13 protein-coding genes are annotated in these 14,462 nt (G+C 73.4%); 7 read left to right on the forward strand and 6 right to left on the reverse strand.

Features of this window, described 5'->3' with window-relative positions; genetic code table 11:
• Window positions 1-55: 55 nt before the first annotated feature.
• Both IEY75_RS03560 and IEY75_RS03565 read left to right on the forward strand, forming a co-directional pair.
• Entirely contained in the window at window positions 56-1,354 is a 1,299-nt protein-coding gene (locus tag IEY75_RS03560; RefSeq protein WP_189112731.1) for an AAA domain-containing protein, read from the forward strand.
• Between the two features lie 512 nt (window positions 1,355-1,866).
• Window positions 1,867-2,229, forward strand: coding sequence for a hypothetical protein (locus IEY75_RS03565; RefSeq protein ID WP_189112732.1), 363 nt, complete (start codon window positions 1,867-1,869; stop codon window positions 2,227-2,229).
• Between the two features lie 493 nt (window positions 2,230-2,722).
• Here the strand turns inward: IEY75_RS03565 and speB are convergent, their stop codons facing one another.
• The 3 genes from speB to IEY75_RS03580 all read right to left on the reverse strand — a co-directional run bounded on the left by speB (window position 2,723) and on the right by IEY75_RS03580 (window position 4,913).
• Entirely contained in the window at window positions 2,723-3,826 is a 1,104-nt protein-coding gene (speB, locus tag IEY75_RS03570; protein WP_189112733.1) for an agmatinase, read from the reverse strand.
• Between the two features lie 281 nt (window positions 3,827-4,107).
• A complete protein-coding gene (locus tag IEY75_RS03575; RefSeq protein WP_189112734.1) occupies window positions 4,108-4,392 on the reverse strand; it encodes a DUF427 domain-containing protein in 285 nt (94 codons plus the stop codon).
• A gap of 143 nt (window positions 4,393-4,535) precedes the next feature.
• On the reverse strand, window positions 4,536-4,913 hold the full coding sequence (locus IEY75_RS03580; protein WP_229789318.1) for a response regulator: 378 nt from the start codon (window positions 4,911-4,913) through the stop codon (window positions 4,536-4,538).
• A 155-nt stretch (window positions 4,914-5,068) separates the two neighbouring features.
• Between IEY75_RS03580 and IEY75_RS03585 the strand changes: the two genes are divergently transcribed.
• The 3 genes from IEY75_RS03585 (at window position 5,069) to IEY75_RS20715 (ending at window position 10,846) form a co-directional block, all read left to right on the forward strand.
• Window positions 5,069-6,283, forward strand: coding sequence for a GAF domain-containing sensor histidine kinase (locus IEY75_RS03585; protein WP_189112735.1), 1,215 nt, complete (start codon window positions 5,069-5,071; stop codon window positions 6,281-6,283).
• 180 nt (window positions 6,284-6,463) lie between these two features.
• A complete protein-coding gene (locus IEY75_RS03590) occupies window positions 6,464-8,632 on the forward strand; it encodes an IPT/TIG domain-containing protein (protein ID WP_189112736.1) in 2,169 nt (722 codons plus the stop codon).
• 216 nt (window positions 8,633-8,848) lie between these two features.
• Window positions 8,849-10,846 (forward strand): S1 family peptidase, encoded by a 1,998-nt coding sequence (locus IEY75_RS20715; RefSeq protein WP_229789319.1) that lies wholly within the window; start codon window positions 8,849-8,851, stop codon window positions 10,844-10,846.
• Between the two features lie 305 nt (window positions 10,847-11,151).
• Here the strand turns inward: IEY75_RS20715 and IEY75_RS03600 are convergent, their stop codons facing one another.
• Together IEY75_RS03600 and IEY75_RS03605 are read right to left on the reverse strand one after the other, a co-directional pair.
• Window positions 11,152-11,604 (reverse strand): MaoC family dehydratase, encoded by a 453-nt coding sequence (locus IEY75_RS03600; RefSeq protein WP_189112737.1) that lies wholly within the window; start codon window positions 11,602-11,604, stop codon window positions 11,152-11,154.
• Window positions 11,605-11,607: 3 nt separating this feature from the next.
• The gene (locus IEY75_RS03605; protein WP_268244325.1) at window positions 11,608-12,051 is read right to left on the reverse strand and encodes an ATP-binding protein; all 444 of its coding nucleotides are present in this window, start codon (window positions 12,049-12,051) and stop codon (window positions 11,608-11,610) included.
• Window positions 12,052-12,231: 180 nt separating this feature from the next.
• On the opposite strand from IEY75_RS03605, the gene macS reads away from it, so the two are divergent.
• Both macS and IEY75_RS03615 read left to right on the forward strand, forming a co-directional pair.
• Complete coding sequence (gene macS, locus IEY75_RS03610) at window positions 12,232-13,368, forward strand: MacS family sensor histidine kinase (RefSeq protein ID WP_189112738.1); 1,137 nt, start codon at window positions 12,232-12,234, stop codon at window positions 13,366-13,368.
• Window positions 13,365-14,033, forward strand: coding sequence for a response regulator (locus tag IEY75_RS03615; RefSeq protein WP_229789320.1), 669 nt, complete (start codon window positions 13,365-13,367; stop codon window positions 14,031-14,033). The genes macS and IEY75_RS03615 overlap by 4 nt, the downstream gene beginning before the upstream one ends.
• Before the next feature lie 27 nt (window positions 14,034-14,060).
• Here the strand turns inward: IEY75_RS03615 and IEY75_RS03620 are convergent, their stop codons facing one another.
• On the reverse strand, window positions 14,061-14,462 hold the full coding sequence (locus IEY75_RS03620; RefSeq protein WP_229789321.1) for an ATP-binding protein: 402 nt from the start codon (window positions 14,460-14,462) through the stop codon (window positions 14,061-14,063).

Consider the following 14,462-nt stretch of genomic DNA (forward strand, 5'->3'; position numbering starts at 1 on the left):
CCGGCCGGTCGGCGGGCCGCGCCGGTGCGGCGGGCCGGTGTGGCAGGCTGCCGGGATGGAATCGACCGCCGCGGCGCGCGCCCGGGAGGTGACCGACGCGGTCCTCGCCGACCTGGCCGCGGGCGTCCACCGCGGCGTGGTCGTGGACTCGCCGCCGGGCGCCGGCAAGTCCACCCTCGTCGTGCGCGCCGCCCGGGAACTCGCCGCCACCGGCGCCGCGACGATGATCGTGGCGCAGACCAACGAGCAGGTCGACGACCTCGTCGACCGCATCGCCGGTGCCGACGACCGGCTGCGGCTGGGCCGGCTGTCCGCCGCCGACTACCGGCCGACGCCGCGGGTGGCCCGGCACCGCAACGTCCGCGTCGCCGCCAAGCCCGCCGACCTCGACGCGCCGGCCGTGACCGTGGGTACCGCCGCCAAGTGGGCGACCGTCGCCGAGGGCACCTGGCCGTGGGCGATCGTGGACGAGGCGTACCAGATGCGCGCCGACGCCCTGCTGCGCGTGGCCCCCCGCTTCGACCGCGCGCTCTTCGTCGGCGACCCCGGCCAGCTCGACCCGTTCTCCACCGTGGACACCGGCCGGTGGACCGGCGTGAGCTGGGACCCGATGCAGAGCGCCGTCGCCGTCCTGCTGCGGCACAACCCGGACCTGCCGCTCCACCGGCTGCCGGTGTCGTGGCGGCTGCCGCCCTCGGCGGCGGCGGTCGTGGCCGAGGCGTTCTACCCCGACGCCCCGTTCACCGCCGGCACCGCGCCGGGGGTGCGGCGCTGGGCGCTGGACGGCCCCCCGGTCGACGCGTACGACGACACCCTCGACACCGCCGCGCGGACGGGCTGGGCGCTGCACTCCCTGCCGCCCGCGTTCACGCCGCGCACCGACGCGGAGGCCGCCGCCGCCTGCGCCGCGCTCGCCGGTCGGCTGCTGAGCCGCGGCGCCACGGCCACCTGCGAGCGGACCACCGCGCCGGTCACCGCGGAGCGGATCGCGGTCGGCGCGGCCCACCGGGACCAGGTCGCCGCCATCCGGTCCGCCCTGCCGCCGCACGCCGCGCAGGTCACGGTGGACACCGCCAACCGGCTCCAGGGCCGGGAGTACGACGTGACGATCGTGCTGCACCCGCTGTCGGGCCGGCGGGACGCGACCGCGTTCCACCTGGAGGCCGGCCGGCTGTGCGTGCTGACGAGCCGGCACCGGCAGGCGTGCGTGGTGGTGGCCAGGGCGGGGATCCCCGCCCTGCTGGACGCGTACCCGTCGCGGGAGCCGGTGCACCTGGACACGCCGGTCCGCTTCCCGGACGGCTGGGCCGCCCACCACGCGCTCCTGGAGCACCTGGCGGCCACCGCCCACTGACGGCCACCCCAGATTAACTGCCGCTCGAACACGACCGATCGATGCCACTCGTCGTAATGATGGGGCGATCGGTGACCAGGATCTGGAGGCTCTGAGTGGAAAGTTGGCAACTACATCTAGGTGTTCTACGTGAGCGCCGCATGTACTGGTTCTTGCTGGTCGCCCATCGATTTCTGCTCTTGGGTCTCGCGCTGACGTTAATGGTTGGCGTATCGGCAGCATCCGGTAACCGATGGTCGTGGATGGAGCCGGTATTCTTCGTTGCCTTTGCCATGGTGGGAGCTGGTGTCGTGTTGGCGTGGACTAGTAGTATCTCTTTGAACAATGAAATGCGCGTCATAATCGCGCAGTTTGGAAATTCTACAACAATCCAGTTGGCCTACTACCGAATGCTTTTTCGTGATGTGTTTTGCCTGCCGGGCGGGTCGCCTGGTCGGCGGTAGTCCCCAACCGCTGAGCCTTACGTAGGGTCGGCCGGCGTTTGAGTGGGTCAGTCACGCATGGATCGACAGATGGAACTGGGTGCAATGGCGATAGTTGACGCAGTTGAGGAAGTGCGCAACAACAGCAGGTACTACATACGACAAATTGCGGCGTTGAGGCTAGCGTTCGGCGCTTTCTTGGGTGCCATGCTCGGCATTCCGTTGATGGGTCTCGTCGGTATCCGGGGTCTTCCGCTCGGCCTTGTTTTCGGGATCCTTTTTATCGTCGCTATCATTGGAATAATAATTATTGTGACTGCCGTGCGTCGTGTCACCTTGCTGTCAAGGTCGGTGTTTCGTCGTGAGGGTGTAGATGCCCCGGAGGGGTCGGTGGCCATGTTTCGAATGGCCTTGCGGGATCTGATTCCGGGGCAGCGCCGCCGAAACCGTTAGGATGGTGCAACAAGTACGGCAGGCAATTGGCCATAGCAATTTGTTTATGAAGCTTCTCTGTCGTGAGGGGGAGTGCTCGGTCAAGGTCACGGGCTGCGGGAATGTACCCGCCGCTTCGGCTGGGCACTGAACACCGTGAGGCGTTACGCCCGCGCGAGCGCAAATCTACTGGTCCGCTACGTCGACCAAGGCCACGCGGCCGCGGTACGTAACCACCCTCGCCACGCGAGATGGTCTCGTGGCTGACAGCCAGCCCGCTGATCTGCCGGCGCGCTATCGCAATATCCGGAAGATCTCCTCACCGCGCACGGACACCTGACTGCCCTCGCCGAGCGCGTGAAGCAATTCGTCGACCTGCTCACCGACCGCCGCGACGACGGCCTCGACGCCTGGATGAGCGCGTCGTCAACGCCGACGACTCACCAGCCCTCTTCAGCTTCGCGATCGCCTATTCTGCGCCAGAGCCGTCAACTTGACAGACCTTGGCGGCTCCCTAAGCGGGGGCGAGGTCGCCGGGCGGGCCCTGGGTGGGGATGCGCGGGCGGCCCTGCGCGGTGTTCCGCGGCCGGCCCTGTGCCGTGACGGCCGGCGGCGGTGTGGCCACGCGCATCGCCGGCTCGGCCGGCGGCGTCGGTGCGATGCCGGCGAGGTGCGCGGCCATGACCGAGATCAGCTCGTACGACACCCGGGCGCCGGCCATGCCGGTGATCTCCGCGTGGTCGTACGCCGGGGCGACCTCGACCAGGTCGGCGGAGACGACGTTCAGCCCGGCCATGCCGCGCAGGATCGCGAGCAGTTCGCGGCTGCTCAGGCCGCCGCACTCGGGGGTGCCGGTACCGGGGGCGAAGGCGGGGTCGAGGACGTCGATGTCGACCGAGACGTAGACGGGGCGGTCGCCGAGGCGGGCGCGCATCCGCTCGACGACGCCGTCGATGCCCAGGTCGTCGATCCACTCGCCGTAGACGATCTCGAAACCGAGGTCGGCGTCGGCGGTCAGGTCGGCCTTGTCGAACTGCGGGCCGCGGATGCCGATGTGCAGGCAGTGGTCGCGGTCCAGGTAGCCGGCCTCGGCGGCGCGGCGGAACGGCGTGCCGTGCGAGTGGCACTGGCCGAAGTCGATGTCCCACGTGTCGAGGTGGGCGTCGAAGTGCACGACGGCCACGGGGCCGTGCTTCTCGGCCACGGCGCGCAGCAGGGGGAAGGCGATCGAGTGGTCGCCGCCGATGGTCATGAGGCGGGCGCCGGTGGCGAGCAGGTCGCGGGCGCCCTGCGTGATCGACTCGATGGTCTCGGCCATGTCGAACGGGTTGACCGGGATGTCCCCGGCGTCCGCGATCTGGAACTCCGTCAGCGGCGCGAGGTCCAGCATGTGGTGGTACGGCCGCAGCAGCATGGAGGACTGCCGGACGTGGTTCGGGCCGAACCGTGCGCCGGGGCGGTAGGTCACGCCCGAGTCGAACGGGACGCCGACGACGGCGATGTCCGCGCGCGGCACCTGGTCGAGCCGGGGGAGCCGGGCGAAGGTGGTCGCGTTGACGTACCGGGGCGAGTGCGTGGCGTCCGGCGGGCCGACGGGGGTGGGGCGGCCGTTGATCATCGTTGCCCTTCGGGGGTCGTGCGAGGGGGTCGGTGCCGGCGTCACGGGGGCCGGCGATCGGGACGCTAGCACGACTGTCACTGCGCGCGGACCGGTCGGGTGCGCGCAACGTGGCGCCCGTACGGCGTCGGCTGCCGCCTGGTCGGCGGGTGCACGACACCGGCCGGCCGACGGCCCCGCGGACGGCGCTGCGGGCGGCGGCGGAACCCCGGGGGCGGCGGGGCGGGGCCGGTGCGCCGCGCGGCCGGAAGTGGCCACGGCCGCGCGGGCACCGGCGCGGGTCAGTCCAGGATCTTGACGTCGCGGGTGAAGTACACGCGGTCGGCGATGGTCCGGGCGTCCGGTTTGGGCTCGGGATAGTAGACGACGGCGTTCTCGGCGTGTTCGCCGTCCAGTTCCAGGGAGTAGTACGACGCGCGCCCCTTCCACAGGCACACGGTGTGCTTCTCGGACGGACGGAGGACATCCTCGCGCACCGAGGCGCGCGGGAAGTACTTGTTGCCCTCCAACACCACGATGTCATCGCTCTCGGCGATGACCACGTCGTTCCACACGGCCTTCGGCATCCTTCAACGCTAACGCGCTCCGGCGCCCTCTGCCCCTAATCACCCCGAATTGCCCGAAGCCCCCTGCCGGTCGACCCGGGGACGCCCCCGCGATGGCAGGACGCGCGGGCGGAAACCGCCGAAAATTCCCGGAGAACCGCCGCTCACACCGTCGGCACGGGGGGCGCGAGCTGCTGCTCGACCGCCGCCAGCAGGTCCTCCGGGGTGAACGGCTTGACCAGGACGGCGCTGGCGCCGACCTCCCGGGCCCGGTGGTCCTGCGGGTTGATCACGCCCGTGACGAGCACGACGGGGGTGTCCGGGCGGGCCGGGTCCCGGCGGATCTCGTCGCAGAGCAGGAAGCCGTTGATCAGCGGCATGTCGACGTCGGTGAGGACCAGGTCCGGGCGGTGCTCCCGGAAGTCCCGCAGGGCGGTCTCGCCGTCCGGGGCGGTGACCACCTGGTGGCCCGCCCGGCCCAGGACCCGCGCGAGCACCTCCCGCGCGGCCGGCTCGTCGTCCGCGGCCAGGATCAACGCCATCGCGTGCCCCTCTCGCCCGGCCGCCCGTGTCGTGCGGCACGGCGGTCGGCTCATACAGTACCGCGGTAAAACTACGAGATGTAGTGGCGCACCTACTTAACGTGTGTCTAGGTTTGTCTGACCGCACCGTGTACCAGCGCCGCAGGAGGTGGCTCATGGCCACGCCGCAGAGCCCGCCGCAGCCCCCGGACGAGGCCGCCCGCATCGACCGACTGCGGGAACTGGACATCCTCGACACCCCGCCCGACGAGGAGTTCGACCAGATCGTCGCGCTGGCGGCGCGGGTCTGCGGGACCCCGGTGTCGCTGGTCAGCCTGGTGGACGCCGACCGCCAGTGGTTCAAGGCCCGGATCGGCGTGGACGCCCAGGAGACGACCCGGGACCTGTCGTTCTGCGCGTACGCGATCCTCGGCAAGGACCTCATGGTGGTGCCCGATGTGCGCAGGGACGCCCGGTTCGCGGGCAACCCCGCCGTCACGAAGGAGCACGGCATCCGGTTCTACGCCGGGGCGCCACTGGTGACGACCGACGGGTTCTCCCTCGGGACGCTCTGCGTCGTCGACGGCGAGCCGCGCCGGCTCACCATCGACCAACTGCGCGCCATGCGCGCCCTGGCCCGCCAGGTCACGGCCCAACTGGAGCTGCGCCACTGCGCGAACCAGATCACCCAGGTCAGCCGGTACCGGCAGGAGGCCGACCGGCGGCTCGCCGACGTGATCAGCCTGGTCCGGGCGCAGTTGCGCGGCCCGCTGGCGGAGGTGCGCACGTACCTCGACCACCTGGCCGCCGGCGGGCAGGTGGACGCGGAGGTCGCCGCGCGGGCGGCCACGGCGGTCCACGACCACGCCTCGGGGCTGCGGGAACTGGTGGACGACCTCCTGGCGGTGGTCGGCGAGGAGGGGTCCGGCCTGCGGATGCGGCCCGTCGACCTCACCCGGCTCACCGCGCGGGCGGTCGACGCGGTCCGGCCGATCGCCGACGCCAAGGGCATCGGCATCCTGCACCGGGCCGGCCCCGAGCTGCCGATCCTGGCCGACCCGGTCCGGCTGGAGCAGGCGCTCGCCCACCTGCTGTTCTCCGCGGTCAAGTTCACCCCCGACGGCGGGCGGGTGAAGATCTCCACCGAGGCCAACCCCGGGCCCGGACTCCGGCTGGACGACCTGGAAGCGCCCGGCGGCGGACACCCGCACCTGTTCGAGCACCTGTACCGCGGCGCGATCGGCTCCCCGGGCTCGCTGACGGTCGACGCCGGGCTCGCCGTCACCAAGCAGATCCTGGACGTCCACCACGTCACCCTGGCGCTGTCCGACCGGCCCGGCGACGGGACGAGTCTGCACCTGGTCTTCCCGCCCGGACCCGCCGTCGGTTGACGGCCGGTTGCGCGACGGTTGTTTAGGGCGTCGATGCCGGCTGTTCCCTTCAGGTCGTCCGACCCGGACCGATGACTCACTCAACCCCCGGCGACCACCCCGGCGGAGGTGAGGAACGCAGGAATACCGGACGGCCACCCAGGCCGTGCGGTGCGGACCCTTTCCCCCGGAGGAGCACGGATGCGCCCCCTTTACCGGTTGACTATCGGTTTGTTCGCCGCAGTGGTCCTGGCGCCCCTCGCGCCGGTGGCCGCCTCCGCGGCACCCGCCACACCCCGAGCGAAGACACCCGCCGCCGCGCCGAAGGTGGGCGGGTACGTCAAGACCGTCGGCCGCGTCGCGGCCAGAAAGCCCAGCGGCAAGGCATCCGAGGTCCTCCCGGACTCGGTCGACCTGCGGCAGTGGGCGCCCGCGATCGGCAACCAGGGCCAGATCGGCTCCTGCGTCTCCTGGTCGATCGCCCACCAGATCATGGGGTACTGGGCCAACCGCACCAGCGGTGCCGGCGCCCCGTACGCGCCGCTGTACCTCTACATGCGCACCGTCGCGCCGGGCGGTGCCCCGAGTGCCGGCACCAACCCCGACAACGCGCTGTCGGTGGCCGCCAACTCCGGAGTGGACACCCAGGCGGACTACTTCCAGGGCTACTACAACTACCAGACGGCGCCGACCACGGCCCAGATCGCCAACGCGGCCAACTACCGCGTCAGCGGGTACACCCGGCTGTGGCTGGGCGCCGGCCAGACGACCACGGCCAAGGAGGCCATGATGGCCGCCCTGGCCTCCGGCAACCCGGTCGCGATCGGGATGCCGGTGTACTCCAACTTCTCCGCGCTCGGCGCCCACACCCTGTACAGCACCTCCTCCGGGAGCCTGCTGGGCGGGCACATGATGGCGGCGTTCGGGTACGACGCGCAGGGCATCTTCGTCCGCAACTCGTGGGGGACCGGCTGGGGCAACAGCGGCGAGACCAAGCTGTCCTGGTCCTGGGTGTTGGGCAAGATCGACGCGGCGTACTCGGTCCGCGGCATCACCACCCCGGCCAACCCGGCGGCGATCGCGCCGACCATCGCCTCGATGTCGGTGGCGAAGGGCTCGAACCTCGGCGGTACGCAGGTGACGGTGACGGGCTCCGGCCTGGCCGACGTCACGTCGGTGACCGTCGGCGGCGCCGCGGCCACCGGCCTGAGCACCGCGCTGGTGGGCGGCTCGACCAAGCTGACCTTCACGACCCCGGCCGGCACCAACGGCGTCGTGGACGTCCTGGCCACGAGTCCGGGCGGCACGAGTCCGGCGTCCGCCGCGACGAAGTTCACCTACCACTCGCCGCCGCCGACGCTGACGTCCCTGGACACCGGCACCGGCACGATCTTCGGCGGCACCGTGGTGACGGCGACCGGGGCGGGCTTCCTGCCCACGGCGCCGAAGGTGACGGTCGGGCTCAAGGCGGCCACGGGCGTGAAGGTGCTCTCGGCGACCTCGCTGACCTTCGTGACCCCGGCGCAGGTGGCCGGCTCGTACGACGTGAAGCTGACCAACGCCAACGGGCCGAGCGCGACCCGCTCGTACACCTACACCAACCCGCCCGCCCCGCAGGTGACGGCGGCGACGCCGAGTCAGGTGCCGTACTACAAGTCCACCGTCGTGAGCCTCACGGGCCAGGCGCTGACCGGCGTCAGCCTGGCGACGCTGGGCGGGGTGAAGGTGGCCTACACCAAGGTGTCCGACACCGCCGGCAAGGTCACCATCCCGGCCGGTACGGCGGGCACCTACGGGCTGGTGCTCACCACGCCCGGCGGGACCAGCCAGTCGGTGTCGCTGACCCGGGTGGTCCCGGCGGCGCCGGTGGCCAGCACGCTGAGCGCCACCAGCGGCTGGAACTACGTCGCCAACACCGTCACGGTCAACGGCAGCAACTTCACCGACGCCACGATGGCGACGTCGAACGGGGTCAAGGTCACCATGACGCGGATCTCCGCGACCCAGGTGAAGGTGACCCTGCCCAAGGCGTCGGCCGCGGGCACGGTGCCGGTGCGGGTGGTGACGCCGGGCGGTACGAGCAACGCCCTGACCTTCACCTACAACCGGCCGGCGGCGCCGACGGTGTCCACGCTGAGTGCCTCCAGCGCGGCGACGACGGCCAGCACGGCGGTCACGATCACGGGGGCGAACCTGACGGCGGCCACCCTGGTGACCGTCGGCGGGGTCAAGGTCAGCTACACGCGGCTGTCCGACACCCAGATCCGGGCGACGTTCGGCAAGCGGACGGCCGGCACGTACCACGTGCAGGTGACGACGCCGGGCGGGTCCTCGACGACCTACGGCGCGACGGCCTTCCGGTACCTGTGAGGTTCCTGGTCTGACCGAAGGTAGGGACCCGGTGCGCCCCAGGCGTACCGGGTCCCGCTGTCTGTGCACTCCGGGCACACCGGCCTAATCGGGGTGGCGGAAAAATGTGATCCTGATCACATCACGTGGGTTCAACCACCTCCCTGACCTGCGCGTACTCCCGGGCAGCCAACGTCCTGTCCTCCCCCTCTGGGACGTGGCCGGAAGGAGGCCGCGATGGACCGCAGGCAGGCAGTGACCTCGGCGGTGTGCGGCGTGGTGGTGGCAGCGGCGGCGGCGGTGACGGTACCGGCGCTGGCCGCCCAGGAGCGGCCCAGGTCGAGCAAGGCGTCGCCGTACGTCCAGCTCCTGGCCCGGGACATGAGGATGTCCGAGGACCAGGCGCAGGAGCGCGTGGACCGCGAGGCCGCGCTCGGCGGTGTCGGCGCCGGCCTCAGCGAGAACCTGGGCAACTTCGCCAACGCCTCCGGCGGCGGGCTCCCCGGCGTCGAGGCCCCAGGGGCCGACGCCATCGGGCAGGGCGTGGACGCCCAGCAGATCGCGGACCTCGTCGGCGCCATCTCGCAGGCCAACGGCGGCGATGGCGACGGTGGCGGCGGGTTCGACCCCGCGCTGATCGCCCAGATCGCCCAACTGGGCAGCGCGGCCGCGGCCGCCAACGGCGGCGGCGGCGGTGCCGGTGCCGGCGCCGCGGCCGGCAACGTCGACCCGGCCCAGGCCGCGGCCGCGGCCTCCAGCATCGCGGGCCTGATCTCCGCCTTCGGCGGCGGCGCGGGCGGCGGGGCCGCGAACGGCGGCGGGGCGGGCGGCGGCGCCGCCGGTCTCGGCGTGCCGGGGGTCTTCGCCGGGACCTGGATCGACAAGAAGAGCCAGAAGCTCAAGGTCGGGATCACCGACCCCGACGCCGCCTCCGCCGTCCGCCGCGCGGGCGCCGAACCGAAGCTGATGACCTACAACGCCGCGCAGCTCGCCACCGTCAAGGCGGACCTGGACCAGCGCGCCCGGGCGATCGCCCCGGCCAGCGCCGCGAGCTGGTACGTCGACCCGGCCAGCAACAGCGTCGTCGTGCTGGCCGCCCCGGGCCAGGAGAACCGCGCCCGCAGGTGGGCGCTGAAGAACGGCGCCCCGGCCGACAGCGTGCGGATCACCCGGTCGACCGTGCGCCCGCGTCCGCTGGTGGACGTGCGCGGCGCCGACCCGTTCCTGGTCAACAACCTGGGCCGCTGCTCCGTCGGGTTCGCCGTGCGCGGCGGCTTCGTCAGCGCCGGGCACTGCGGTCAGGACGGCGCGAAGACCTCCGCGGGGGCCGAGGACGCGTTCCAGGGCACCTTCGCCGCCTCCTCGTTCCCGGGCGACGACTACAGCTTCGTCCGTACCGCCTCGACCTTCACGCCGACCTCGGCCGTGGCGACCGAGCGCGGGGACATCAACGTCACCGGCAGCCGGGAGATGCCGGTCGGCGCCTCCGTCTGCCGCTCGGGCTCCACCACCGGCACCCGGTGCGGGCTCATCCTCGCCAAGAACGCGACCGTCAACTACGCCGAGGGCGCCGTCACCGGCCTGACCCAGACCGACGTCTGCGCCGAGCCCGGCGACTCCGGCGGCCCGTTCGTCTCCGGGTCCCAGGCCCAGGGCATCACCTCGGGCGGCTCCGGCGACTGCGTGGCCGGCGGGTCCACCTTCTTCCAGCCGGTGAACGAGCCGCTGCAGCGGCTGAACCTGACCCTGCTGACCAGCACGCCGGAGACCGCCGCGGCGCCGAGCACCCCCCAGCCCGCGCCCACCACGGCCCGGCCGGCCGCGCAGCCGAGCGAGGCGGACACCCCGCCGGCCGCCCCGACGCGGTCCGCCGTGCCGGACGCCACGGAGGAGCTGCCGCGCGGCGGCACCCGCAGCACCAGCGCGCCGGCGGCCTGCGCCGACCCCGACGTCAGCTACACCGGGACCCTGGTCAACGACGGGGTGGCGATCGAGCCCGAGGGCCGCAGCTACCGGGCCGAGGCGGGCACCCAGACCGTGTGCCTCACCGGGCCGGCGGACGCCAACTTCGACGTCGCGGTACAGAAGTGGAGCGGCCTGAAGTGGGACACGGTCGCCAGCGGCACCAGCGCCGACGCCGCGGAGACCGTCCGCGTCGACGGGACCGCCGGGCTGTACCGGATCGAGATCACCGCCGAGGAGGGAACCGGCGGGTACACGGTCGACGTCGGATAGGTATTCGGCCGGTGATCATCGATCCGAAACCGGCCCCGGAACGTACTACCTGATAAGAAGGCAACACCCCCGGTACCTGGCACCACACAACTCCACACTCCCGGCGTCCTTGGTGTGCCGGTCGGCCGTCCCCCACGGCCGGTACACCAAGGCTCCGGTCGGTCGGCAATGTGCCTTGGTGAGGGAGGCGCACGGTGGATCGGCCGGTTCCCCATAGAGGTGTCGGCGCTTTCTCCTGGTAGTTGCGGGCCGGGAGGAAGCGCCGACACCGCTTTGTGCGTACGCCCTCGGCCGCAGGCCGCGCCTCAGACGTAGAGCCGGGTCACCGTCGAGGCGACACAGCAGGGCTTGCCGCCGCCGCGCGGCTCGACGGTCACCGTCAGCTCCAGGTGCAGCCCGCCCGGGACCTCCCGCACCGCGGCGACCTCGACACCCGCGCGGACCGCGTCCCCGACGCGCAGCGGCGCGGGGAACCGCACCTTCTCCAGGCCGTAGTTGACCCGCAGCCGGACGCCGTCGACCGCGAGGACCTGCGTCACCAGGCGGGGGAGCAGCGCCAGCACGAGGTAGCCGTGCGCGACCGTGCCGCTGTACGGGCCGTCGGCCGCGCGCGCCGGGTCGGTGTGGATCCACTGGTGGTCGCCGGTGGCGTCGGCGAACTGGTCGACCTGGGCCTGGGTCACCGTCAGCCAGTCGCTGTGCCCCAGGTGGGTGCCGACGGCGTCCTGGAGGGCGCCGGGGCCGGGGAAGGTGTGCACCGGTCAGGCCTCCGAAAGCTGGATCATGATGCGGACCGTCGTCCCGGCCGCGCCGGTGGTCACCGACATCGCGGTGCTCAGCCGCCGGGCCAGCCACATGCCCCAGCCACCGGCCACGTCCGTGCGCGGCCGGGACCGGCCGACCGGGTGGTCCCGGGAGAGGCCCGCCCCGGTGTCGGCGACCTCGCAGCACAGACCCTCCGCCGCCCGCCACAGCCGCAGCCGGCCGGCGCCGCCGCCGTGCCGGACCGCGTTGGTGACCAGCTCGTTGACGGCGAGGACGAAGTCGTCCAGCGGCTGGCCGACCAGCCCGGCCTCGCGGGCGGCGTTGACGATGAGATGGCGGACCGAGGTGACGTCGGTGTCCGCGAACTGCTGGTCGAGCAGGCTCTCGCCCGGCAGCGGCGCGGGGACCGGCTGGGTCGACGCGGAACCTGTACTGGCCACGGTTTCCTTCGGACGCGACGGGTACGACGGACGGGTGGACCGCCGGGGGCGGACGCGGGGGCGGGTGTCGCGGCGGGCCGCGACGGACAGCCGCCCGGCGCCGCGTCCGGCCCCACCCTACGGTGCCCCGACCGCCCGCGCATCAACCACCACCGCCGCGCCGCCCGTAGGCTGGCGCCCATGCGGCTCACCCCCACCCACCCGGACGGGCTGCGGGAGGCGCTGTGGCGCGCCGTCGCGGTGTTCCGGGCCTGCGCGTGGGTGTACGTCGCCTACCTGACGGCGGCCAACAGCGCCGGGTACCAGCACCCCGGGTACGCCTGGCTCGCCCTGGCCGTGATGGCCGGCTGGACCGCCGCGACCACCTGGGCCTACGCCCGGCCGGCGCTGCGCCGGTGGCCGCTGCTGGCCGCCGACCTGGCGCTCACCGCCGGGGTCGAGCTGAGCACCGTGTGGGTCGTGGGCAGCGACCCGCTGCGGCACCACCTGTCGACCCTGGCCCCGGCCTGGATCGGCGGCGCGGTCCTCGCCTGGGCCGTGGCGGGCGGCCGGCGCCGCGGGGTGGCCGCCGCGCTGCTGCTCGGCGCTGTCGAGGTCGTGGTGCGCGGCAGCGCCGGGCAGAGCGCCGCCACGGGGATCATCCTGATGCTGCTGGCCGGCCTGTCCACCGGGCACGTCGCCGGCCTGGCCGCGGACGTCGAGCGCCGGCTGCGGGAGGCGTCCCGGCGGGAGGCCGCCGCCGCCGAGCGGGAGCGGCTGGCCCGGGGGATCCACGACTCGGTGCTCCAGGTGCTGGCCATGGTCGCCCGGCGCGGCGCCCGGCTGGACGGCGAGGCCGGCGAGCTGGCCCGGCTGGCCGGCGAGCAGGAGGCGGCGCTGCGGGCGCTCGTCGGGGCGGCGCCGCCGGGGGAGGAGGGCGACGAGGTGGACCTGCGGCCGCTGGTGCGGGCGCACGAGGGGCGCTCGGTGTCCGTCGCGGCGCCCGCCGCCCCCGTCCCGCTGCCCGGGGCGGCGGCGCGGGAGCTGGCCCGGGCGGTCGGCGCCGCCCTGGCGAACGTGAGCCGGCACGGCGGCCCGGCGACCCGCGCCTGGGTCCTGGTCGAGGACGAGCCCGCGTCCGTCACCGTCACGGTGCGCGACGACGGCCCCGGCATCGTGCCCGGCCGGCTCGACGAGGCCGCCGCGGCCGGCCGGCTCGGGGTGGCGCAGTCGATCCTCGGCCGGCTCGCCGACCTGGGCGGGACCGCCGAGATCCGGTCGGAGCCCGACGAGGGGACCGAGGTGGAGCTGCGGCTGCCCCGTACGCTGCGGTCATGAGCGCGCACGCCGAGCGGCCGGTCCGGGTGATGGTGGTCGACGACCATCCGATGTGGCGCGAGGGCGTGGCCCGGGACCTGGCCGAGGCCGGGTTCGCGGTGGTCGCCGCCAGCGGCGAGGGCCGGCAGGCCGTGCGGCTCGCCCCGGCGGCCCGGCCCGATGTCGTGGTCCTCGACCTCCAGCTCCCGGACGTCTCCGGGGTGGAGGTGATCCGGGGGCTCGCGCAGGCGGTGCCGCAGGCGCGGGTGCTGATGCTCTCGGCCAGCGGCGAGCAGCAGGACGTCCTCGACGCGGTGAAGGCCGGCGCGACCGGGTACCTGGTGAAGTCGGCCGGGCCGGCCGAGTTCGTCGACGCCGTCCGGCGGACCGCCCTCGGCGAGGCCGTGTACACCCCCGGCCTGGCCGGTCTGGTGCTGGGCGAGTACCGCCGCCTGGCCCGGGGTCCCGCCCCGACCGGGCCGCCGGCCCCGCAGCTCACCGACCGCGAGACCGAGGTGCTGCGGCTGGTCGCCAAGGGCCTGTCGTACAAGCAGATCGCCGCCCGGCTCGACCTGTCCCACCGCACGGTGCAGAACCACGTGCAGAACACCCTCAGCAAGCTGCACCTGCACAACCGGGTGGAGCTGACCCGGTACGCGATCTCCCAGGGCCTGGACGCCGACTGACCGCGCGGACCGGACCGGGCCGTCCGCTCAGGCGGGCTCGGCGGCGTCCAGCGTGGCCCAGACGACCTTGCCGCCGGGGCGCGGGTCGGCGCCCCACCGGGTGGCCAGCGCCGCCACCATGACCATGCCGCGCCCGCCCGGCGCGGCCGGGGCCACCGGCTGGCGCGGCTGCGGGAGCTGCGCGGAGCCGTCGTGCACCGCGATGTCCAGGCCGTCGGCGCGCAGTCCGATCACCAGCTCCAGCGGGGTCCGCGCGTGGACGACCGCGTTGTTCACCAGCTCGGTCACCACCGTGCAGGCCGCGCCGGCCAGCGGTGCCAACTCGCCGCGCGCGCACGCCTCGGTGACCAGCTCGCGGGCCGCCCGGGCGGCCCCGACGGCCGGCCGCAGCAACAACCGCAGCTCGGCGGGCGGCGCCTGCCCGCGCAC

This window comes from Pilimelia terevasa (assembly GCF_014647915.1).
GTDB lineage: Bacteria > Actinomycetota > Actinomycetes > Mycobacteriales > Micromonosporaceae > Pilimelia > Pilimelia terevasa.

Excerpts from the sequence above, each read along its gene's own strand:
- IEY75_RS03575 (WP_189112734.1), bottom strand. The coding sequence starts at position 4,392 with ATGCCGAAGGCCGTGTGGAACGACGTGGTCATCGCCGAGAGCGATGAC.
- speB (WP_189112733.1), bottom strand. The coding sequence starts at position 3,826 with ATGATCAACGGCCGCCCCACCCCCGTCGGCCCGCCGGACGCCACGCAC.
- IEY75_RS03585 (WP_189112735.1), top strand. The coding sequence starts at position 5,069 with ATGGCCACGCCGCAGAGCCCGCCGCAGCCCCCGGACGAGGCCGCCCGC.
- IEY75_RS03615 (WP_229789320.1), top strand. The coding sequence starts at position 13,365 with ATGAGCGCGCACGCCGAGCGGCCGGTCCGGGTGATGGTGGTCGACGAC.
- IEY75_RS20715 (WP_229789319.1), top strand. The coding sequence starts at position 8,849 with ATGGACCGCAGGCAGGCAGTGACCTCGGCGGTGTGCGGCGTGGTGGTG.
- IEY75_RS03580 (WP_229789318.1), bottom strand. The coding sequence starts at position 4,913 with ATGGCGTTGATCCTGGCCGCGGACGACGAGCCGGCCGCGCGGGAGGTG.
- macS (WP_189112738.1), top strand. The coding sequence starts at position 12,232 with ATGCGGCTCACCCCCACCCACCCGGACGGGCTGCGGGAGGCGCTGTGG.
- IEY75_RS03565 (WP_189112732.1), top strand. The coding sequence starts at position 1,867 with ATGGAACTGGGTGCAATGGCGATAGTTGACGCAGTTGAGGAAGTGCGC.
- IEY75_RS03590 (WP_189112736.1), top strand. The coding sequence starts at position 6,464 with ATGCGCCCCCTTTACCGGTTGACTATCGGTTTGTTCGCCGCAGTGGTC.
- IEY75_RS03560 (WP_189112731.1), top strand. The coding sequence starts at position 56 with ATGGAATCGACCGCCGCGGCGCGCGCCCGGGAGGTGACCGACGCGGTC.